The organism is Stenotrophomonas maltophilia (genome assembly GCF_047497515.2).
Taxonomy (GTDB): Bacteria; Pseudomonadota; Gammaproteobacteria; order Xanthomonadales; family Xanthomonadaceae; genus Stenotrophomonas.
This window is the reverse complement of record NZ_JAXAXL020000001.1, coordinates 453,762-475,141: the sequence shown is the minus strand read 5'-3', so window position 1 is coordinate 475,141 and position 21,380 is coordinate 453,762. Positions and strand designations below refer to the sequence as shown.

General features: G+C 51.8%; 23 protein-coding genes. 3 read left to right on the top strand and 20 right to left on the bottom strand.

Features of this window, described 5'->3' with window-relative positions:
- Nucleotides 1–47 precede the first annotated feature (47 nt).
- Nucleotides 48–476 (top strand): hypothetical protein, encoded by a 429-nt coding sequence (locus ACMZPQ_RS02420; RefSeq protein WP_197649828.1) that lies wholly within the window; start codon nt 48–50, stop codon nt 474–476.
- Nucleotides 477–1,303: 827 nt separating this feature from the next.
- Here the strand turns inward: ACMZPQ_RS02420 and ACMZPQ_RS02415 are convergent.
- The 11 genes from ACMZPQ_RS02415 to ACMZPQ_RS02365 all read right to left on the bottom strand — a co-directional run bounded on the left by ACMZPQ_RS02415 (nt 1,304) and on the right by ACMZPQ_RS02365 (nt 13,974).
- Nucleotides 1,304–1,810: a hypothetical protein gene (locus tag ACMZPQ_RS02415; protein ID WP_156455817.1), complete on the bottom strand. Its 507-nt coding sequence runs from the start codon at nt 1,808–1,810 to the stop codon at nt 1,304–1,306.
- A 61-nt stretch (nt 1,811–1,871) separates the two neighbouring features.
- On the bottom strand, nt 1,872–4,694 hold the full coding sequence (gene mobF, locus ACMZPQ_RS02410; protein ID WP_197649827.1) for a MobF family relaxase: 2,823 nt from the start codon (nt 4,692–4,694) through the stop codon (nt 1,872–1,874).
- Nucleotides 4,695–4,785: 91 nt separating this feature from the next.
- Complete coding sequence (locus ACMZPQ_RS02405; RefSeq protein ID WP_197649826.1) at nt 4,786–6,150, bottom strand: type IV secretion system DNA-binding domain-containing protein; 1,365 nt, start codon at nt 6,148–6,150, stop codon at nt 4,786–4,788.
- 478 nt (nt 6,151–6,628) lie between these two features.
- The gene (locus ACMZPQ_RS02400; RefSeq protein ID WP_154329509.1) at nt 6,629–7,219 is read right to left on the bottom strand and encodes a hypothetical protein; all 591 of its coding nucleotides are present in this window, start codon (nt 7,217–7,219) and stop codon (nt 6,629–6,631) included.
- 35 nt (nt 7,220–7,254) lie between these two features.
- Nucleotides 7,255–7,719 (bottom strand): hypothetical protein, encoded by a 465-nt coding sequence (locus tag ACMZPQ_RS02395; protein WP_154329510.1) that lies wholly within the window; start codon nt 7,717–7,719, stop codon nt 7,255–7,257.
- Nucleotides 7,720–7,919: 200 nt separating this feature from the next.
- Nucleotides 7,920–8,423: a hypothetical protein gene (locus tag ACMZPQ_RS02390; protein ID WP_197649825.1), complete on the bottom strand. Its 504-nt coding sequence runs from the start codon at nt 8,421–8,423 to the stop codon at nt 7,920–7,922.
- A 77-nt stretch (nt 8,424–8,500) separates the two neighbouring features.
- Nucleotides 8,501–11,536, bottom strand: a complete 3,036-nt coding sequence (locus ACMZPQ_RS02385) for a TraM recognition domain-containing protein (protein ID WP_414485991.1) — start codon at nt 11,534–11,536, stop codon at nt 8,501–8,503.
- Nucleotides 11,536–11,988, bottom strand: coding sequence for a hypothetical protein (locus ACMZPQ_RS02380; RefSeq protein WP_197649823.1), 453 nt, complete (start codon nt 11,986–11,988; stop codon nt 11,536–11,538). The genes ACMZPQ_RS02385 and ACMZPQ_RS02380 overlap by 1 nt, the downstream gene beginning before the upstream one ends.
- Before the next feature lie 79 nt (nt 11,989–12,067).
- A complete protein-coding gene (locus tag ACMZPQ_RS02375; RefSeq protein ID WP_197649822.1) occupies nt 12,068–12,889 on the bottom strand; it encodes a flagellar basal body-associated FliL family protein in 822 nt (273 codons plus the stop codon).
- A 19-nt stretch (nt 12,890–12,908) separates the two neighbouring features.
- Complete coding sequence (locus ACMZPQ_RS02370; protein ID WP_197649821.1) at nt 12,909–13,517, bottom strand: YMGG-like glycine zipper-containing protein; 609 nt, start codon at nt 13,515–13,517, stop codon at nt 12,909–12,911.
- Between the two features lie 31 nt (nt 13,518–13,548).
- Nucleotides 13,549–13,974: a hypothetical protein gene (locus tag ACMZPQ_RS02365; protein WP_197649820.1), complete on the bottom strand. Its 426-nt coding sequence runs from the start codon at nt 13,972–13,974 to the stop codon at nt 13,549–13,551.
- 383 nt (nt 13,975–14,357) lie between these two features.
- Here ACMZPQ_RS02365 and ACMZPQ_RS02360 point away from each other — a divergent pair, with 383 nt between their 5' ends.
- A complete protein-coding gene (locus ACMZPQ_RS02360; protein ID WP_414485990.1) occupies nt 14,358–15,434 on the top strand; it encodes an HNH endonuclease signature motif containing protein in 1,077 nt (358 codons plus the stop codon).
- Here the strand turns inward: ACMZPQ_RS02360 and ACMZPQ_RS02355 are convergent.
- The 7 genes from ACMZPQ_RS02355 to ACMZPQ_RS02325 all read right to left on the bottom strand — a co-directional run bounded on the left by ACMZPQ_RS02355 (nt 15,424) and on the right by ACMZPQ_RS02325 (nt 20,081).
- Complete coding sequence (locus tag ACMZPQ_RS02355) at nt 15,424–16,182, bottom strand: DUF4942 domain-containing protein (RefSeq protein WP_082746559.1); 759 nt, start codon at nt 16,180–16,182, stop codon at nt 15,424–15,426. The genes ACMZPQ_RS02360 and ACMZPQ_RS02355 overlap by 11 nt on opposite strands.
- 66 nt (nt 16,183–16,248) lie before the next feature.
- Nucleotides 16,249–16,572, bottom strand: coding sequence for a hypothetical protein (locus ACMZPQ_RS02350; RefSeq protein ID WP_065868166.1), 324 nt, complete (start codon nt 16,570–16,572; stop codon nt 16,249–16,251).
- 175 nt (nt 16,573–16,747) lie between these two features.
- Nucleotides 16,748–17,263: a hypothetical protein gene (locus ACMZPQ_RS02345; RefSeq protein WP_062167824.1), complete on the bottom strand. Its 516-nt coding sequence runs from the start codon at nt 17,261–17,263 to the stop codon at nt 16,748–16,750.
- A gap of 4 nt (nt 17,264–17,267) precedes the next feature.
- The gene (locus tag ACMZPQ_RS02340; protein ID WP_180845979.1) at nt 17,268–18,092 is read right to left on the bottom strand and encodes an abortive infection family protein; all 825 of its coding nucleotides are present in this window, start codon (nt 18,090–18,092) and stop codon (nt 17,268–17,270) included.
- Between the two features lie 12 nt (nt 18,093–18,104).
- The gene (locus ACMZPQ_RS02335; protein WP_154329517.1) at nt 18,105–18,284 is read right to left on the bottom strand and encodes a hypothetical protein; all 180 of its coding nucleotides are present in this window, start codon (nt 18,282–18,284) and stop codon (nt 18,105–18,107) included.
- Between the two features lie 126 nt (nt 18,285–18,410).
- Nucleotides 18,411–19,241 (bottom strand): hypothetical protein, encoded by an 831-nt coding sequence (locus ACMZPQ_RS02330; RefSeq protein ID WP_197649817.1) that lies wholly within the window; start codon nt 19,239–19,241, stop codon nt 18,411–18,413.
- Between the two features lie 102 nt (nt 19,242–19,343).
- Complete coding sequence (locus ACMZPQ_RS02325; protein ID WP_414485989.1) at nt 19,344–20,081, bottom strand: hypothetical protein; 738 nt, start codon at nt 20,079–20,081, stop codon at nt 19,344–19,346.
- Nucleotides 20,082–20,266: 185 nt separating this feature from the next.
- Here ACMZPQ_RS02325 and ACMZPQ_RS02320 point away from each other — a divergent pair, with 185 nt between their 5' ends.
- Nucleotides 20,267–20,650, top strand: a complete 384-nt coding sequence (locus ACMZPQ_RS02320; RefSeq protein WP_197649815.1) for a hypothetical protein — start codon at nt 20,267–20,269, stop codon at nt 20,648–20,650.
- Nucleotides 20,651–20,735: 85 nt separating this feature from the next.
- On the opposite strand, the gene ACMZPQ_RS02315 is transcribed toward ACMZPQ_RS02320, so the two are convergent.
- Both ACMZPQ_RS02315 and ACMZPQ_RS02310 read right to left on the bottom strand, forming a co-directional pair.
- Entirely contained in the window at nt 20,736–21,089 is a 354-nt protein-coding gene (locus ACMZPQ_RS02315) for a hypothetical protein (protein ID WP_197649814.1), read from the bottom strand.
- Nucleotides 21,090–21,102: 13 nt separating this feature from the next.
- Nucleotides 21,103–21,321, bottom strand: a complete 219-nt coding sequence (locus ACMZPQ_RS02310; protein WP_197649813.1) for a hypothetical protein — start codon at nt 21,319–21,321, stop codon at nt 21,103–21,105.
- Nucleotides 21,322–21,380 lie beyond the last annotated feature (59 nt).

Sequence of the window (21,380 nt, the reverse complement as noted above, 5' to 3'; positions counted from 1 at the left end):
CAGATCACCTTTGACTGAGTGTTACTCAACCAAAAAAGGAGATCATGATGAAGCTGTATCTAATGTTCCTACCGCTGTCGCTAACCATTTTTTTCATGGCTGAAACCGTAACGGACACCAATCAGATTGAAGTTCAAAGCGGACCATCACCCAAGTTTCTTGAACAGATGAAGCGCGAGCTGCCGAGACTCAGACTACAAACGAAGCAAGCTTTTGAAGAGAGCTTGATTGTCAGCGATTACGCCGAAAAGCACCCCGAGAATTTATTGTGTGCCAGTGCGTCGCTCGATAGCAAACGTCTGGCGAGAGAGGCAGCTGCTGACTACTTCCTGGCTAGTGCATATTTCGAGGGGGCCGCTGATAGGCTAGCCAAGCTCAGGCACGGGTTTGCTAACTCACAGCGATCTATTGATGTATCACGGACGTGCAGAGGGGCAAACAGTCCTGACAACTATTTCACCACAGGCCGCAAATAGGATTGCTGCTTTTGTGTTCTAGCTGCGGTCAAATGCTACTTCGCCACCCTCAGCACAGCTCTCGGCCAACGCACCGTGATTGAGAGAACGGCGAGAGTAGACCAGCACGCCATTGACGTGGACTTCCGAAAACGCCCTGACAGAGCTCTGCACCAGCCCTAGGCAAAGGTTCGCCTGGACTGCAGTCGCGGTGATTCGGAAGCCCTGCCCTGCATTGAGGGTTGAAAGCTCGATGTTGCCAAGGGTCCGAGAGTGAAGACCTTGGCCGTCTACCCAGGCTGACGGTGCCAACTTGCGCTCAACGGCGCTTGCTGCATTGACGCTTTGGTAGCGCCCTTCTGCGACAGCGAAGTCCGCAGCGATGGCGTCAGCCAATTGGGTAAGATTTGCCGCTTCTTGTTGGATCCTTGTGCCAGCGGATGTAGGACCGAAGGCCATCCAGGCACCTACACTGGCTATCGCAGCAAGGCCAACGACAAGGCTGAGCTCGACGAGTGCAAAGCCTCGAGACCTCATCGCTTGGCCTTTACTCGCTCTGCCACCAATATCTTCTTCAGGCGCATGAGGCATAGGGTCAGTGCAAGAACAGCTGATGCCATGTATGTAGAGAGTTGGAACGTCGATGCTGCGTAACCCGGCCAAAGGATCAGCATTGAAACGAGACTCATAAGCACAACTGCAAGCAAAAATGGATGTGGGATGTTTTTCATAGTGATCTCCTCAGATGGGTTCTTTCATAGAAAGCCAGATCACTAATTTGTCAATCATTGGGCAAAAAAAACCGCCCGAAGGCGGCTGAAATGAAGCACAAATGAAGCACGGATCTATTAGATGAAATGAGGATATTCAAAAATAAAGCCACCATCAGGATTTGTGAACTCACAGCCTTCCACAAAATGACTGACACGATGCTTCCCGAGTTGCTTTCCGTCAGGTGAAGTTCGCACTTTTTCGACCGCGTCGTTGAGCATTTCGGCAAAAGCCTTGTCATCAAGCCCACGGAATTGGGACTCATCGCGACGAAGGTCTTCAATGACGTCCTTCATGACACTCATCGTCGCTGCGTAGTTCTCAACGAACCCCTGCATCCGAGCAGTCTCGCACTTGGACTTCAAGAGCGCCTTCTTCGTGACTTCAAGCTCGCTCGTTGCGTTGCCCAGATTGATCCCAAGCTGCACGTTCTCGAACTGTGCAGTGCGTGCCTGTCCTCGATACTCTCGTGCTCGGTCGGCTTGGTGGGCGACCTGGTCACCATGAATGCTATTGAGTCCCTGATCCACAGCTTGTTTGTTTTGCTGGCTCAAGATGTTGGAGAACTTGGTAAGAAGGCTCATGTCGATTCCTTTGACCAGGCCAACCCCGGCAAGGCCATGCTGCACCATATCTAGAGCAGAATCAACGTGTTAGTGCCACCCGGGCTTGTCTTTTCCGACGAGCGGTCAAACGTGCCACGAAATCGGAATTGACCTTCAATTTTTGCCCCAGCTGCTGACCCAGCTGCTCAAACTCGTTTTTCAGGTCCGGCTGCTTCGCCCGCATGGGCTTTTTCACCGCGATGGCGTTCTCTTTGAGCCGCTGCTGCCCAAGCTTTCCCTTGATCTGGTCGAGGCTCATCGAGTCGGCAAACAGGGTGTAGCTGCCTTTCGTCAGCCGGGTAAAAGCCACCAGGGCGCTTTGGTTGTCGGTCATCCCGGAGTGGCCCAGATGGAAGATATCGGTCTTTCCTTGCCCTTGGGCCTTGTGGATCGTCGAGCAGTAGGACAGATCAAGAGCACTGTATTCATGCGAATCAAAGCGGATCGTCTTCGTGACCCCGTTGCGCTCGATCTCAATGCCAAGGCTCACCCCGCCAGCACTGCCCCGCTTGATGCTCTTCACCGTGCCTTTCGTTCCGTTGATCACTCCAAGTTCCTCGTCTTTGACGTTGAAGATGACCTGATCACCCCGGCTCAACGCAAGGTCACGAAACACCTTATTTTTGCCAATAGATCGGAACGTGCAGTCCTCTTTGTCTACCTGACCACGTGCCTTCAATTCCTGCCGAACCCGTCGATTGAGATCCTGCATATCTTCGTTCGAGTGAGCAAGAATGAGACGCTCTTGGGTAGGTGCAGAACTGTTGAAATAGGCTTTGATACAAGCCTTTTTGGCTTGCTCAGCAGTTGCCCACTCGTCTACCTGGCCGTTGTCTGCAAGCGCTTGAAAGATCTTCTTGCTCTTCTCAATGATGTCACCGCGTGACTGCACTTTGTCTGCGTTTCGGACCTTGCCATCAGCGCCGTAGTTGTAGAAAAGCCCTGCTGTATGTCGGTCCTGTGCGTTCTTCTGACGGCGGATCTCCGTGAGCTTTGCGTCGCCAATTGCCTCTTTTGCAATGGACATGCCCGAGCCCGCACCCACCGGTTGGATTTGCTCCTGGTCACCCTGCAAGATGAGCTTTGCTCCTGCTTTTTGGCAATAGGCCATCAGGTCCCGAGTCTGGCGGCTGTCCACCATTCCTGCCTCGTCCAGGACGACGACGTGCTTATCCGTCAGTTTGAGCTTGGACTTGCCCAAATCACTGATCAGCTTGGCAACGCTAGTGCACACAAGGCCCGATTCCTGGTGAAGCTTTTCGGCCGCCTCGTTCGAAACACAGGCTCCAAGCACGGTGCGCCCATCGGCTTTGAAGGCCTCTGCATAGATCTGGCTCACTGTTGTCTTTCCTGTTCCAGCAAGCCCGGAGAGCACGCCCACGCCCCCTGTATTGATGGTGAGGTGCTCAACTGCCTCACGCTGCTCTGGACTGATCTGGAAGCCCTTGGCTGCCTCGAAGGCCTGGATAGCATCCTGGAGCTTATCGAGCGGCATGTGCTGGGAAAACTCGCCTTCACGGCTCAGTGCCTTGTGCAGGATCTCCTGCTCCATGGACACCATCCACGGGGCAGCAAAGCGCTGCTCCGTATGCCGGCGAGCTAAGGTTGAGCCCATATCGTCAACGTGAATTCGCTCCGGGCAGACGCGCACAAGATTGTTGCGCTGGATGAAGTCCGACACCATGACGTCCAGCTGGATTGAATCGATCATTCCCGAGTTGGCTTGGCCTAGTCGAAAACGGAGCTCTTTTTCATCAAAGATTGCTTCGTTCTCGTGGAGAAGCTCCAAGATCTCTTCGTCAGTAGCAGGGACGAACTCCCTGGTGATCTCCTGCCGCTTGATCTCAGTAACGGTCGTCAGAAGCTCGGGGTGCTGCTTCTTCAACTCAATAGCATCCTGTTTCCAGGCTTCAACCAGCTCAAGGAAAGTGGGTTCATCCTTGTGCTTGCGTGTTGCAAGAGACGCTTGCTGCATCGTCCCCCCATTTTCTTGCTGATGTTTCAAGATGTCTTCGCGACGACTTGACCAGAGCTTTGAAAGCCGTTCTGTGCCAGGAATCTCCCATGTGCGAACACCCGTCTTCTCGCCCAGGGCATTGACCTCGACGTGCTGTTCAATCTTGTAACCCAAGGCTTTCAAGCCCGCAGCGAGCTCGTTCTTGTAGATCTCATCAGCCGCTTTGCGATGAGCGAAAATCTCGTAGCTATCGTATGTGCCCCACTTCCCATCGACCCCCTTCGCAACGGCATACGCAAGCGCATGGGTGTGAATCTGAGGGTCCAGATTCCTTGAACTTAGATGCTGATGAAAAGAGACGATCAATCCATCGACTGGGATGACAGTCTTGCCACCTTGATCACGCCGGGTCTCGACCTTGCTTTCGATGTAGACAAAGGCCCGCTCGACAGCCCTACGTTGAACTTCCAGTATCTTCTCTCGCTCATCCTGATCTGCCAGAGCAAACACGGTAGACAATGACTTTGGCGCACTAAACGTCAGCTCATAACCAACACGATGACCGCCCTGCTCAATCATGACCTGGTTGCCATCCTCGTCCCAGAGCGGAGCACCCTTCGCATCGAACTTTGGCTTTAGGACCGGCTTTTCGCCAGCATTCTGGCAAAGCGGTTCATGAGTGAAAGGATGAAATCCGTCGCATAGAGAGAGCATATGCTTACCATCCACAGCAACGCCAGCGAGCTTCATTTTATGCGCGAGCTTTCCGCCCCAATATGACGCCGAGATCTCTTGAGTCTCGCCGTTGTAGTAGCGAATCAAGCCTTCGGTAGCGAGCAGGTATTCAACGACTGCCTTGCCGTCTTTGTTCCTGCCTTGCGCTGTAAGTGCGGTGATTGGAATCAAGTCTGATCTCCTCTAATGTGATGTGATCAGTCAAAGGCATTCAGAGCAAACGTCAAGATCAAAGGACGTGGTTGGGTGTGGATGCTTTGCATCATTCTCGAAAGAACTGATCGATCTCTTCTTTCGTCATCCCCACCCGCTTTGGCTGAGCGCTAAGAGATGCAGCCTGGGTAGGTCCGGGAATGGCTAGGTTGTTGCGCTGGTGAGGTTGAGTCATCCATCGCGCTGGAACTTGACCTGGGCGCTTGGTCCTCATGACGACACCTGGGAAGTCGAGAAGGAGTGGGTCTCCCCCCATCTGGACAATTGCCCTCACCCCAAACCCATGCGGGCCATATTGCTTGCCTTTGCGCGGGCCAAGGCGGTCCGTAAGCTCACCCGGGCTGACCAGCGCCCTGCTCTCTTCGTGCACTGCGGCCTTCTCATCATGCGTTCGATACGCAACACGATGCTTGCCAAGTTGCTGAGCGGCCTTCTCTCTTGTCTCACCGATCTGCAACTGACAGATGATGTGGGTGCCGACCATAGACGACATCGTTTCGGCGAATTTATCGCCATAGACCTGGGCTACTTGGGCGATGTTCTGATAGCACCCTATGAAGACCACTCCTTTGCTTCGGCCTTTGTCAATCAGAGGACCGATGTTGAGCCTACCGGCCGTCGCCAGCTCGTCGAAGACAAACCCAATGAAGCGGTCTTTTTCGGCGTCTTGAAGCTTGGGCGAGATGATTTCAGGGATGGCAAGGTTGACCAGGGCACTGATGTAGGCTTTCGTCATAGCCTCTTCCGGGCCGCTCTGAACGATCACTTGCTTACGCCCCTTATAGCCGTCCTGCGCCCATTCGGTGATGGCAAAGCGTCGATTCTCCTTCCTGACAGGCCAGGCCATTGCTAAGTCGTCGATCATTTTGGTTTGAGCCACGAGTGTGGACAGCAATGAGGCTGTGGTCTGACTCTCCGTGTTCTCCATCAAGCTACTCGCGGAAGCAAAGTGCTCCTGGATCATGGGAAGCATGGCCGCCGCCGACTGGTTTTTGAGCAATGCCAGATCGGCCCACGTCCACACGCCAGGATTTTCCACTTGCAGGGATCGGATAGCAGCGACGAGCAGCTGCCTTGCTGCCATCGACCAGAAATCACCATTTTTTTGATCAGGGCTTGTAGGGATCAGGATCTCTGCAAGCATCGCGGCTTGCAGTGGATAGCGACAGTCAGCCGCTATGTCCCAATAATACGACCGTTCATCGAATGGACAAACGATGATGGGCTTACGAAAGTAGCTCGTGAAGTCGCCCTTCGTGTCGAACAAAAACAGCTTGTGATCCGCCCGTATGATCTGCTCAATGATCGGCAACAGGATCTGGGTCTTGCCGCTTCCCACCGAACCCTGCATCAGGACGTGTCGTGACCAGTGAGACTTGGGTAGGTGCAGCTCCGGATGGAGCTTCAAGCTCAACCTGGCCATCCATCCTCCTTGATCTGCCGTGGCTTCATCGAGCGGCGATGTGCCTCTCGGATCGCCTCCCTCCCTTCCAGGAGCCTTGGACCCGATACATGCCACGTGTTTGATCGGGGTTGCAGAGCCTTTGCACCTACCCAAGTTGCAAGGGAAAGGCTTAGTGCGAGGGATGGGCCAACACGAATCCAGACCTTCCAGGGTTCCCACATGGCGCTGACGTATTCATGTGCTCTAGCTGGATAGACAGTCCCAAAAGTTAGCTTGTTGAGGATGGCAGCAGGAGCCCCCATCAGGTGAAAGGACAGGCTCGGGGTCAGTGGGCTATCAGGCAGTTGCCATGCGAGCCAAGTGAGGCTTGGATAGGTTGTCAAGAGCAGGATCAGGAACAGGGCTACGCCATGGTCAACCCGCCGCACTGGCTGGCTCGGCGGAATGGCGGTCGGGACTTTGCCGAAGGCGTTGTAGACCATTGCCTTCATAGACGCCTGGAAGCTTGTGGCTGCGCCAACACATGCAAAGTCGATCGTTCAAGAGCGGCTCGATCATTGCTTGCAGCCAACGACCTGACATCGTCAGCAGTGATCAACGGTGACCCTGCCAGACTCTCGCAATTCAGTAAGGCGGCGACGAGATCCGCATTCCCGGAGGAGACATCGAGGCTATCGACCTTTGACAGGCAGAGCAGTAGGTCCCCAACGACATCCGCGTCATACTCGTGCTCTAGCGAACGCGCTATGGAGTAATAACGCATGAGTAGTTGCAAGTAGCTGCCTTGCTCAGTCAAAAATTCGGGATTGGCACCATCAACGACCAGATCCCTCATTTCACGGAACAACCAGGACTCAGGGCCCTGATGCTGGGATTTGGCAGCCATTTCGGCTAACTCGATGTCCTTTTCTTTGGGGTCTAGCTCCGGGCAGCACATTGACAACTTTTCAGCGAGCTCCCCAACGACAAGCGCCCTCTCGGGCCCACGCCAGCTCACCTGCCTCGAACCGCACATGAAGTCGATCAGCCCTTCGTCATAGTCATGACGAAGGATCCCAAAGCCGTCCCAGATGGACACCCTACTCGCATCAATCAATCTACTAAGGAGGTTCCTCATAAGCGCACAGGCTTTTTAACAGCCACTTGAGATTTCGGCACTTCTGCCTCCAACGCCGAGCGATCAATAATCGAGTTCAGATGATCTGATTCGTAGTCAATGTGCTCCGGGTTTACCATCCAATAGATCGGCAAAATCATAGCTTTTGCGGCCTCAGGTGATGCATTTGCGCCATGGTTGAAGGCTTTTATTGCCAGATCAGGGATGTCTTCACTAACTGACTTCCACAACTGGTAGCGATTTTCAGCTGTAAGAACGTCCATGAGATTGCGACCATTACTTAAACGAGCATTTAGGTCCGCTTTGCCGATCAACCTGGTGAGCTCATCAACATATCGAGATGAATCATAGCGATGATCGCCAATCCATTCACTGGGATGATCGAGCATCGACAAGTAATGCTTGAAAGTAAAGGTGCTGATGTCTTCATTTACCGGCATGCCCACCTTGTGCAAGTTCACGGAATTAGCAACATTGACAAGCAAGACTTGCCATGGATTTCCGCGCGCCTGCATTGCAATCAGTTCACGACTAAGAACAGGGATGCGCCTTAATATAGTAATCACTGGATCTCCGAGTATTTGAGTTACCTACAATACAAAGGCCATATCTATTACTTGTCAATTAACTATAAATAAAAAAGGCCCCGAAGGGCCTGTTTTTACATGGACTGTGCTTTGGGCTTTTGCTCCCAAGGTTTTTCAGACTGAGTGATCGTGGGCTTGGCAGTAAATTTCTCCATTTCGCCCTCGACAGGAACGCGTCCCTTCTCACGCATGAATGCATTGAACTGTTCCTCATGTTGCCTGGACTCGTCGATTCGCTCTCTCGTAATGAATTGCCGTTGATAAGCGCTCTCACCTTGGGTTTGACTTTGCTCCTGACTTAGACGACGCATTGCGATACGCGACTCAAAGGAATCTGCCATTTTGGCCTCTACCTTTTCAAGATCGGGTTTGACGTAAGCGCCTTGCATCTCTTTAAGCTTGGATGGATCACTCTCGTTTCTGATCGACTGTCGCGTCTGTTCTATCGAGGCTTTAACACCCTGCCCCATCTCGATCAAATCAGCTTCATATGCCTTACGATGTATATTGAAGACCTGGGGCTGGGGATTGTTGGCGTAGAACGCATTTCGCTTATCCAACTGCTCTTTTAAATTCATATCATCTCCTTTATTGGTGAATAGACAAGTTGTAAGGCAATTCAAGAAAAAGAAAAGGGGGCAAGCCCCCAATTCTTTTACGCAGCCTTGCCATATCCTCTCTTCTCTAGGTAATCATCCACCTCATCAAAGTCCAGGCCAGACACCTCACAGAAGTCTGCCTTGAGAGATCCCGCCCGATTGAGGATGATCAGAGCTCGACCCCGGAATAGATTTTTAGAGAAGTCATCTTCACTCAGCACATCCTCCAACTGCTTGCCTGACGTTTTTTGCAAGCGGAAGCCCTGAATTTGCTTGATCTCTTCATAGCTTGTGAAGCTAACATCGCTATCCATGCTGTTGTTGTGGAAGGTGCTCTTCTCACCGCTCGCGCCAGCATTCTGAATTTTTCCGACGCCCATAAGGCGGAGCTCTTGCATTTCTTTGTAGCGTGGATGGTGCCGGTCATGGAGCGGTGACGCTGCATAGCTTCTAGATTGAGCCAGATAGTTGATGCCAACAGGTGCCGTCTTGAAGTTTGTCAGTCGTTCCTTGCCCAGCAGATTCCGATAATAACCGTAGGTCTCAGGACTCGCAGCGTTGAAGAAACAAACGTTGTTAGAGAAGTTCGCCAAAAATTCTTTTGCTTGACTCTCACCCAGCGCGTTAAAGAAGCTATAAATGTTCTGAGTGTATAGATTGAAGCTAAATCCTTTGCTTCTAGACGTAGAGATCAACTTGCGATCTGATTGACCAACCATCAGGTGGGCTTCATCAAGGAAGTAGTAAATGAAGGACTGACCGATTTCGAGCCAATTGTTGGGACGCATCTTTACGTATCGGAAAACACGCTGCTTCACCAACTCGGCAACCATTTCACCGGCAAATCCATGGATATCGGTGGGAAGATCAACACCTACCCAATCCCCATACAACACACCACGAAGATCAACACCTTTTTCAATAGCCGTCCAGGGCACTCCATGTTCGTTCTTCAAGTGCTCACCACGGAAAAGAGCTTGGATCATCACCGCCAAATTGAAGGTGATGCTGGTGCGCGTCTCCGGGGCCATTGGTGCCCACTCGTTTTCAAAGTAAGCAATGGATCCGGTAATCTGAGCGCTGTTTGTTGCAACGTCCAGGTAGCCTGATTTGATGATTGCTACGAAAGCTCCACGGACATACGCATCGAGCTTTGGCACACCCCCTACAACTCGAATCGCATTCAATTTTTCAATGAATCGCTGATGATTGTCTACGATCCAGTGGCAATCGCGCTCAGTCCGTAGATGAGCCTCAAACAGCCCAATGTTCTTCTCAACTCTTGCAATCGTTTGGTCAAACGCATCACGCTCTTGTGGATACAACGCTCGATCAACTTCGAGACGAATGAGACCCTGCTGCAATTCGCTCAACTGCTTGGCAGAGTTCTCACGGGTGAAGATCTCACTCTTGTAAAGCGCATAGACGATGGTCAATGCATGGTCATAGACCATATTAGCGGCCTTATCCCAGATGCCATTGGCCCCATCTTTGTTCGTGCTCGTGTTTTTGTCTAACGCTTCTTTAATCGATTGCACAAACTCAGACGGATTTAGGTCTTCGCAGAGAGCAAAGTCAATGCCTGGACGAATGGCCTTGTCGATGATCCTACCCATCTCTGCAACAAGCACATTCTTTGCGTCTGCAACCAAGCCGCCAATGCGCGTTTCGATGAACTGCTGTGATTCAAGACACACGTCTTCTGTGACATGCAAGATCGTGGGTCTATTAAGAGGCACGCGCACACGGGCACACTTGACGTCTGCCATTTCTTTGCGAGCAATGTAAGTTTTGCCCGACCCCACCTGTCCCGTTGTCAGCTTATGCTTGGAATTATCGAGCACTGTAAGGCCCATGACGTCACCCGTCGCAGCGTGCCGATAGTCTTTTAGATGTAGGTAACCAGTTGGCTTACCCAATGCAATGAAAGGCGTTTTGTCCTTCATCGCGTCTTTAGCCTGTTGCTCACGAAGATCGCGACGTCGATTCTTATCCGCCAGATCATAGTCACCCATGCTGTTGTCGTTGCCATTTTGGGTCAGAATCACATCGCGATTTAAGTCAAGCCGCTTGATGTAGACCAAAGGACAAAGGCACGCAACTGCATAGACGAAGATGATGTTGACGGGGAAAGGCATATAAAGAAAGACAGCGAGAAAGACTACGAGATAGATTTCAAGCTTTAAAGCACGCTTGAAAGCTAAGATCTTCCCATTCCATCCAGCACCTCCCCAGATGATTGCGTAGAACGCTGCAATAAAAATTGAGATCGACACAAATCCACCTAGTGCTATGCCTGCACCAATAAGGGCGGTGCTTGGGTCACTCAGTGCGTTAGCTGCAAGAGCGTTACCAGCAACCGCTGCCCCGCCTGGTATTCCACTAGCTTTAAGCCTTGCGACACTCAGCAAGAACGGCAAGAACAATGCGAATACCGCTGCGCCGAGAGCCTTTTTGCCACCGTCCTCTTGCTTGATCGATATGAGGTAAGGATAGGCGCACGCCAGGATCGCAAGGCCTGCCAAAGTTCCGAGCATGCCCGGGAGCACCAACCAAGCCATCAAGGCAACGCATGAAATCACCGTTAGCATCCCGAGGAACATGGGCATAACAGAACTTTCTGAGCCCGACAGACTGTCTTGGCTTAGGACATATCCATAAATTTGCTCACCGCTCTTTGTTGTGCTTGTTTCGATTTGTTTGTAGGCCAAATCACGTGGAACTTTGGGAAACCACGGCTTAAATGGCTCTAACACCTTGATGCTGTCGGGAACTCGCCAGTTCTTAACAGCACCCATTTCGAGCCACTCATCATCGCTTGACGGCATGCCTATTCCATCAGCTTGGATGGTTTCGAACTTCGCATACGGAAGATGCCAGGCTTTAACTGCACCCAAGGACTGAACTTCCCGCTCTTCTTCTGGTAAGACATCCTCAAGCAGCCGTCCTGGCAATCGCTCCATGTTGTCGAACGATCCAACAACTTCGTTTGCTTCATAGACAGTCTCTTCCATGATGCGAGATTTGACATCCACGAATCTTTTAAGACCGGGAAGTTTTCCCGCAAACTGCATAAGATCAAAGAGAGTCATCATAATCGGTCTCCATATGCATCTTTCAATGCCTGACGACACGCTTTGGACTCAGGATCTACGCAAGGATTTTCGATTTCTTGATCACTGCTCAGAGCTCTCTTAACCGCGCTTGTGCCCTTTCCCACCAGAACAGCGCTACTGAGCAGCATCAAAAGACCAAAGCAAACAAGGCCACTCGCCAACGTGCTGACCAGCGCAACATAGCGCCTTTGATTACGTCGATAGATATCTGCGAGTTTGCAGTCTTCGCGCCATTGAGGCTTCATGACATCGCGCGGAATTGATGGGATGCGATCTAGATGAGAGTAGTAATACGTTTTTATAACATCGGGGTGTAGAGGACCAAGCTCATCGAATGCGCCAATGAAAAGTCGCCCATGGAAGTGATTCCACTTGGATGCAAATGAAAGCCCGGCCTTTCGACTGAACTGCGTGAGTAGTGACAACATGCAAATCTCCTTAGTTGTTTGAGTTCCTTACCAATAAGCCAAAACAAAAAAACCGCAAGTCCAACTCGCGGTTTTTTCTTCACTCAAGTTGCTTAGCAAATTGGTCTAAGTCATCGCTTGCTTTGTCCACCCAGTCACTTTGTCTTTTCCCAGGTGCATCTGGTTTTACTTTTGGCTCTGATCGTTTTTTAGGAATTACCGAATTGGACGGAGGTGCGTTCAAAGGTTTAGGCCATGAGTCTTCCACCCGGTTCTGCTCTTCCACCGCTGGCAGCGCTGACGTCTCTACCACTTGCTGAATTGACTCAGTGACCTGGACAGAGTCAGGCGACTTTGGAGCCTCACGAATGACAGAAGGCGGCGCAGATCTCTCTGGCCCTAAGTCGTATTCGCGAGGTGGATCTGGTTCCGCCGCACGCTCCTGATGCATCAGGAACCACACCCCGCCCACTGAGAGCATCAAGACTAAAACGATAGATGCCAAGATCACTGGCTTCAACCTGGAACGGCCTTCGACCATAGCTTTGGTCTCTTTGATAGTTCTTCTCTCAGAAGCATGGATGACGGGACACCGCGTTTGGTTGATCTCTAGCCCTCCCTGGTGAGGTTCCCGTGCTTTGACCTCAGGCCGCTTCGACACTTCCTGCTCGGCTCGCTCTTGTGCTCGACCCGCTTTGATTGCCTCAGCCTTGTGCTGTGCTTGATCGATGCCGGCAATCGCTGCTGCTGCAACCGTTTTGGCGAACCGACCAGTGAGCTTGGCTGCGTGTTGAAGCGCCGCCTTTTGATGATCTGAAACTAACTTTGTCTCATCCTGTTCGTTCTTCTGCTCCAACTGAGTTTGAGCAGCATTGGATTGCTCCAACGCTGCTCGCCGGCGTCGTCGTTCAAATTCGCTCATGCTCATTGAACTTCCTCCGTCATTTCAAATCAGGCAAAGGCGAAATCAAAATTCGGTGAGATGGAACCTTCCCGCACTGATTGTCGAGCTTGTGATTTGTCAAAGCACCTCTGCCGTTCAACTCGCCGACAACAGCCAAGCACCCTGCTCCACCTTCCGTTCGAACGGTCAGTTCGTTCTTGGATGACTTCAAGATCGTGCTGAGCTTGTCAAAGAAAGCCTTAGTTTTCTGGTCAGGATTGATCACAGATGCAGGGTCATATTCGACCACCAGGCCCTGAAACTTTTCAACAGCCTTGCCTTCTGCTGAGGTCTCGGTCTTTGTGTCCACCGTTGCTCGCATGCCTGCCAAGCGAGCCGCATTGGCTGCCTCCTGCGCTCTTGCGATCTCTTGCTTGTAAGCCATGCCCCCGCCGATTAGTCCACCCGCAGCGCAACCTTTCATCGCGCCGTCGTTGCCAGCGAAGATCGCGCCTAGTGCCCCACCAGCTACGCAGCCGATGCCCGCCCCTTTAGCGACTGTGCCCTTGTTGATGTCTGAACCTCCACCTGAGAGCTGGTCAAGCGTTGCGCAGCCTGAGAGCATGGTGATCAATGAGGCAGTTATAATTAATTTAGTTTTTTTCATAGATTTCTCCTTAGTTGATGAATGAAATGGGTTAGCGATTTTTCAAAGCCTGACCGATGATGTCGTCGGTCTCGCTAAGGCTCGTATTCGTTTTCGGGTTGAGCGCAACTTCATCCCCACCCAACACTGCCGATAGATTTAAGACAAATGTTTTCGTGAGATCAGTAGACCTTTCGATGTGTCGCTCTGACTGTTGGTTGAATGCACTGACGCCTGCTTTAAAATCGAGCATCAGCTCTCTCCGCGCCTCAACCAATCGCCGCTCTTCCCTATCAGCAAATTCTTTCAGCTCACACATCGCTTTTTCGCTGAATTCCTTGAACAGCTGATCGTTCAACAGTCCATCGACGGCTAGCCGCACGAGCTCATTAACACTTGTTCTTTTGCGAATAGCCATCTCCGCAAGCGACCTCAATTGTTCCCCCTCAAGCAATACATTTCTTTTGATCAGCTTCATAAATTCTCCGTTTGACATAAATTGACCGTAAGGCGATTCGGTGAAATGGCAAGGGGGCTGCTGATAAATACTTAGAGAAAGTTGATAAGGGTGATTGAAGGCATTAAAAAAGCCCCTACTCGGGGGCCTCTTTAAATCCTTACGATGCAAAGCTCTCAAACGCTCTACACAGGGCGCGCGGGGATCAGCGCGGAACACCCAAAGGTGCGTCATGTGTATGATCTAGACTTGTGAAAATGACGATGCCTTTGCCGTTCCGCCAGCCGACGCTTCTGCCTTTTCTTTTCGCTCCTGGTCGTTCTTTTCGATGCTGACTCTTGCGCCGATCTCAATTTCTGCTTCACTGAAATGAGATCAAGCAAGAACGGGAGACGACAAATTTTATGGAGACGACAGACAAAAGTAGGATCGAGCAAGTGAACGAAGCGAAGCAAAGTTCTCTTGATGATCCGATTGCGATTTTCAGCCAAGCCATCTCTGAACTATCAGCTCGACAGTCATTCAATCTGCCAGCAAAGCTTCGCCAGCAGTTGAGATCGATGCAGACCTCCTGCCCCATCTGCGCATGTGACTTCTCCCAGCAATCATCAATCGTCGTTGCTCAGATCGTTCCCGTTGAGCTTGGCGGACCAGACGACTTCTCCAACTGCTTCCTGTGCTGTGAGCGCTGCAATCGAAGGCGCGGCACTTCAGATCTGCTCAGCCTTGGCGAACCGTTCTGCAGCCCAGCTGCTGCCCCACCCCTTCCATCGCACGGCCGCGTCCTGGGCTTTTCCCCAACGGACCTGATGCATAGCCGCTTGGAGCTGTTAGCACGCTCTGCCAACCACTGGACGCCTCACACCCGCAATTCGATGAAGTGCACTGTGCTGAGGCACCTGGCTAAGCGGTGGGCTGAGCCGCGCTTTCGTGTCTTCGCACACCAATCTTCTGACCTGGCCCTGATCGGCTTCGGGGCGCGCTCAGGTGACGCTCAGAGCTTGGGTGCTGCTCGTGTGCTGACCAAGTTTCAGGGTGCCCGCCTAGCGCTGGTGGGAGAAGCCGTGAGCGTCTACCAGGTAGATCCAGGGCGCTTCCTACCCTTGATCTGGTCACTCATCGAGCTCAACGCACTCGTCGTGCCTGTGCCCCTCCCAAGCAATGACGCGGTAGCTCCCGGTAGCGAGTGGCAAGACTTCTGGCCGGACCATGTTCGGTCAGTCGCTGCACTCAGGTCCCGCCTGAGGCCTGGTCATGCCAGCAAGTTCGGTGAGCTCGCCCGCTGCCCTGATGCAACACGCGCGCTATCTAACAAGCCTGACGCACTGCGGAAGCGTCGGAAAAGTGCCGCAAAAGTTGAGACCAACCGCAGCCAGCGGCTCGCTCTCTATCACCAAAATCGGATCAAGGATGCTCTCCAAGACGGCGCTTGCGCCGTCCTGGAGGCTCGGCTAGTAGCACTTCAAGACCTCATAACTTAATTTCGGGAGGCAGTGCATTGGAAAAGACCCTCCCAATCTCATTATTCAATCTTTCTAATAGATCCAGTCGCTTAAACTTGATATGTCCGTTCTTGTTTTTGAATACCTTCAATGAGAAGTAATCATTCCAAGGTGCGTCCTCCCAGCAATTCTGTGTAAGCATCCTAAATGTAGTGATTCGATGATCGAACTCCGGCTTTCCATCAAGTGAGCACATGACCCTTGCCAGATCATCGATAACATTGACACTTGATTGATCAAAGCCACCAGTCCAGTCAGACAACTTAACAATGCACTTTTCCGCGAGATAGTGATGCTCATTGCACTTATAATCACGACTAAGTTCCAAAAAAATATCCCTTAGTCCGTCGTCTCGCATTTGCTCCCGCGATTCATAGTATTCGCGAAAAGTGGCCTCAACATTATCTGAACTGAACTCAGGAACTGGATCATACCCACCCAATCCTCGCGTCCATTCATCGCGCCTTGCATCATTAAGAAACGACCAAAGTCCACTTTGTTCCATCAAGTAGCGCCATGCTGACCGATCAATAGTGTCGATCAGCTCGCTCTCTGTGCGACTGAGATATCGTTTGCCCTCGTGCAATCTCCGATCAAAAAGCTTGCCATCCTTGGCCATTTTTATCGCATCTTCAATTTCATCAAAGCCTCTCCTAATCCTGTTGCAGATCTCGGCCCTGCCTTGGATGTAGCCGGAAAAATCAAGCCCTGGGAGCAACTCATTCATGCTCCCCCCCTTTTTTCAGAGTCAAAATAAGCTTTAGTTCGCCCTTGCAGAAGAGCAGCGGTCGAATTACTCAACATACATGACCTCCTCCAACTCGACAGTCATGGTCATCGACTCCCCAAAAGCATCGTTATCAACTACCGTCACATTGATTTTCACAAGTGCAGTCCCAATTTGGGTATAGAAGGAAAATGAAAGGTCCGCACTCTCATCCGATGTGCATCGAAGCTGCTCAAGAGCTTTCATACTGACAATGATGAAAACCTGCGAATACTCCAACTGAATATCGTCTCCATAAGAATAATTCTGGACCACGTGTGCAAGCTCCACGTCCATCAGAATGTTATTCCTGCCGGTTGAATCAAGTTCACTCAAATTGATGTAGCTCATTAAGCTCTCCACTTATCTGACGCCATGCCAGACTTCGATGAGAACTGTATTTTCATTGGAGGTTTTGGTCCACGTGAAAGGCGTCCCTTTCCATAAATGCTTGTTCAGCATCGGCACCCGGCATAAAAAAGCCCCGCAAAAGCGAGGCTATCAGCTCAGCTGGAAGGCTGAAAAACTACTGTGGCTGCAAATTTCTCGCAGAGATTTGATCAATCCAAGTTGCTTGGGCAATCCCGGCAACTGCTTCAATCGGGCAATCGACATAGCGAACATTGATGTGCTCTGTCCCCTGCTTTTCCAATGTGACCAACCCGAACGGACCATCCACTCCGAAGAGGTGGAAGTCGCCCTGGATAGCACCACACGCTTGGCAACGGTTGACCAGATAGCGCGTGCCCGATCCCTTCGTCGTCGCCATAAGCATCCAGGGCGCAGCTGCTGAGATGTGCTGCGCGGCTGGAAGGTTGATCGACTCCACAAATCTGAGAACGGCTGCGTCTGCGACGGACAGCTCTTCGTCGTCATCAAAGCGCTCAACGAAGCTTGGCACCCAAAGAGCGCTGACCGATGTCGCTGCCACGCATGTCCAGCACTCGTGATCTGTCGTCAGCACTGCAAAACTGGGGCTTAGGATGACTGAGCTGAGCTCCGGCAACGCCGCTAATACTGCTTTTCGGTCTGGTTCGATCATGTCCCTATCTCCCCTTGGCCAGGGCTTTCCGGGCCTGCCAAGTTTCCACCACAAACAGGCACAAAGAATGAGCTGAGTGGACAACAAGACGTGCGTGCCTTGGAGCGACCTTGTAGGCGCGTTTGTGCTGGCCGTGGGCACTGCCCGCATGCGTTCGATAAGCACCGAGGCCATCAATGATAGAGCTTAGCCCCGACAGCACACGCTTCAAGTCATCGTCTTCCAGCTGCTCAGGCGACAGCTTCAAGTGCTTAGCAACGACAACCCACAGGGGCTTCACTGTCTGACTCGTGGGTAGATCCAGGCGCTCAGTAGCGATGTAGTGCTTACAGAGAGCTTCGACAATGGCGCATGCTGCCGTGACGGCAGCAGCCGGATCACTGTCAATGAATCTCACCGCTCGCTCAAACTCTTCCTCCACTTCTGCGACCGAGAAGTCCTTCAAAGCATCGCCGAACGCCTTGCTTGGAGCTGTGACAGAGTGAGCGCCCAGAATGCGGCCGCCAAATCCATAGGACAGTTGATAGCGAGCAAGAATTTCGTTGATTCGCTTGCGAGCAGTGAGCTCTTTGTCGGGGTCCCAGGTCGAGACCTCACCATCCATCAGCGTTTCAATGAGCTTGCCAAGGATCGTGAAGGCCTTAGAGACATCCTCCTTCCCTTCTCTCACAAGCCAATTTTGAACCTTATCAACGCAATTTCCCTCAGGAACATCGCCAGAAGCGCCTGCTTCATAAAGCATCGTCTCCAAGCGTCGGTGACTGTAGTAGTAGGAGCCAACGACATCACCAATGGTGGCAGCCAACGGCTTGGGGAACTCTTTCAGCATGACTTGGTCCGGTCAGTAAGGGGTTGGCATGGCCGATAATGCAGCCTGTCCGTAGAGCATAAATGCAGCGCCGAGCGCATAGATCAGCCATCCATATGCTGGGCGCACAAACGCGACAAGAATCAACCCGAAGATCATCGGGATCGCCGTGATCCCGAGGTAGTAGCCCCAAGTTGACGGAATCGTGCTCACCGAACTTGGCGACTCCTGGAACTCCACAAGTAGCCCGAAGGCGAGCCAAGACGCGAGAGGCCCCAAGAACAGAAGAGCTAGCCCGTGCACGAACCGCGTTCGCCTGCGAATTTTAGACTGTGGCATCTAGAGCACCTGCCGATAGACCACACGCTTGTGCTCGTCGTTGGTGTAGCAGACCAGTGATGTCATCTTGCCAAAGACGCCTATCTTTTCTACGTCCCATTCGTTCTTATATTCCGGATAGGTGTGCAGATGCATGGTGTCTCCCTTGACGAAGTCAGGTCGCTCAAAGGTCACACCGTAAGCCATGGCAATCGGGCCGTAATTTTTAGCTTCCTCTACTGCCACTGGACACCTCGAGGGCAACGCATAGCTTGCGTATTGGGAGGAACGCTTAGCGATCTTACGAACATCTTGTGGGGACATGAGCACCGAATACTCGGTGTCTGTCTTCTTCTCAAACAGTTGGGTCTGTCCGTAGACCTCCCGCCTGTTGACTAGCGGCGCACCCTCGACACTAGCCAGGCGGCAAGCCAATGTGTTCTTCAAGGTGGTGAAATCGTAGTCCGTGCAAAAGCTTGGATCCGCTGTATACGCCCCTTGATCAGCATCATATTTGACCTTCGTCGTGAATTCGAAGAGATAGACTTTGCCGGCATCAATGCCAACAGGTAGAGATAGCTCCGCTTTCCGCTTCTCATAGTCCGCGGTGGTTTCGAACTCGCCTTTTGCCACCTGGTTGCGCGCCCGGATGAGTTCCTGGTAGAACCGGATGGGAGGATTCAAACGAACCGTCTCACCATCGAAGGCTTTGCCTACCCAAGGCTCCTCTGTAATGACAATCGGAGGCTTGTTTGCCACGTGACCGGAGGTTGTTGAAGCCGCGTCCTGCTGACAACCTACAAAAAAGACGCATAGTGCGGCCAGGACGGCCGGTGAAATGGTAGAGCGCACGAACTTCCCCTGTTCCCTTGACGACAACCGCATTGTAAGCGCTACGTGAAGACTAGGGGTGTCAGAAAAATCTGACACTCGGCCGATGCACCGTGTGCTAGCTCAAAGACGACGGGAACTGGTGACTCGCGTTACAGATGCCGGACCAAGACTATGCTGGCTTGCAACGCATTCCTTGAAGCTCGGGGGAATTTCCACTGAGTTTGTCTGGAACTCTTTTTGGGTCAACGTAGACTCATCAGCGCCTTTAGTATGTGAGCACCTTTCCACGACACGCCACTGATCCTCCATGTTCTCGTCATCGTATTCGACTCGATCAAGCCGAAGGTTGCTATCTGAGATGATGTATGAAGTTCCGTTCTCATCTGAAATCACAGCTCCGGCCAGACCAAGATGATAGGCGGTTCGGCCGCGTATGCTCTGCAAATCCCAGGCTGGATCTTCTCCATTGGCATATTCAATAAGCTCATCGTTGCCACTACAGTCGTCAAACTCAATCGCGCATGTCCACAGGTTCTCCCACTGTTCTTTATCGTAATCGAATTCAAGGCAGGCTTTTTCGAACGCAGACCTAATATCTTCCTCTCTAACAATTAACGGGTTTCCATGCCTGTCAGACATGTAGTCAATAGAATTGGTTGGTGATTCATCCAGGTTATGAAGCATATCGGTAGTGAGCATACTCCACTCATCTTTAAGCTCTATTCGATACGTTACGTCACCAAAGTGATCTAGAGCGTTATCAGAAAAGCACAGTCCACGAATGACGTTATCCTTCGTAAAATCATCTAATGGAATTTTGCAAAGATTTTCATTGTCAGTGCAGTGATATAAAAACATGAGATCTCCTAATTATTTGAACAACCTCATTAAAACGCAAAACTATTCTTTAGCAATGGTTTTTAGCGCTTTCTCTCAAGAATTCGCTCGCCATAGGTGGCATCGCAATGAGCGCTCACGGCGGTAGACTGCTGCACATGCAATGAGTGATCTACGCACCTAATTCAGTCCGCCCAGGAGGGCAGATGTCTGTCATTACAATGATCGCGGGTGCTGTCAGCACCGCTTCGCTTATTGCCTTGATCCACTACGTTTGCAGTGCTCACTTCGAGCCTGAGGCGTTCGTTCGCCGCGCCCACATCCAGTCGGGCATGTCACCCCTAAAGTGGACCTACTTTGGCCTGGCGTGGCTGGGACTTGCGATCATGATATATGGAGGCACCCAGAGCGCACTCTTCTGGATGCCGGACGATTGGGGCTGGACAGACGAAGACGGAGATGTGCAGCCACTTAGATCCTACTTCGCGGTTGCGGCAGCAATGCTGCTGACGTTTCCTGCCTTAGGCTTCATCTACCGTGCGGCAGCAGATCGATGGGATGCCATTGAGCGGAAGAAGCCTGGTTCGTGAGCAAGCGACTCGGGCCCGTCTGGGGCGATCATTGATCGCGTGCGAAGCACCCAAGGCGCGGTGGGCCAGCGGCCCATGATCCTGGTCAAGCCGCTCGAAGCTCTCGAGCGAAGTCCATCCTTGATTTGATGAGCTGCCGGACATCCCAGCGCCGGCGTTCCTCTCTCTCTACCAGCCTTTGCTTGACCCTTTCAACAGCGCGCCATTTATGGTCGTCAATCGCTTGGCTCTGCAAGAAAAGTGAGCCTTTTCCTGAAATCAGCACCGTGTCGCGTCCGTAGACATTGACCAGCCCCTTGCGTGCCGCTCTGTCAAAAGCATGATCAAAATCAGATTGAGCATAGCCCGTTAGTTGGTGAAGGAATTCAGCTGGAGAGCAAAGACCAAAGCTCTCTTTAGCTGCAAGGCAAACTTGGACATCAGAAATATAAGCGTTCATGAGATCTCCAGGATTAGACGAATCGGCGGACGGATTTGGTGCCATCGAAGCAGCAGAACTCAACACGAGTCTCTATTTGCGCCTCACTTGTCCGGTTGGTCGTCATCAGTCCTTTGAAGCGCTTCCAATAGATCCCCAGCGAAAGTTTGGGAAGTCCTAAACCGTCTTTTCCGATGCGCTCTCTCAGCTGTTCGGGTGTGGTGATGTCTTTGAGTTTGATTTGAGTGTTCATAAGTGATCTCCTTACCTTGTATTCATTGAAAGGCAGATCGAACTTTTGTCAATAGATGC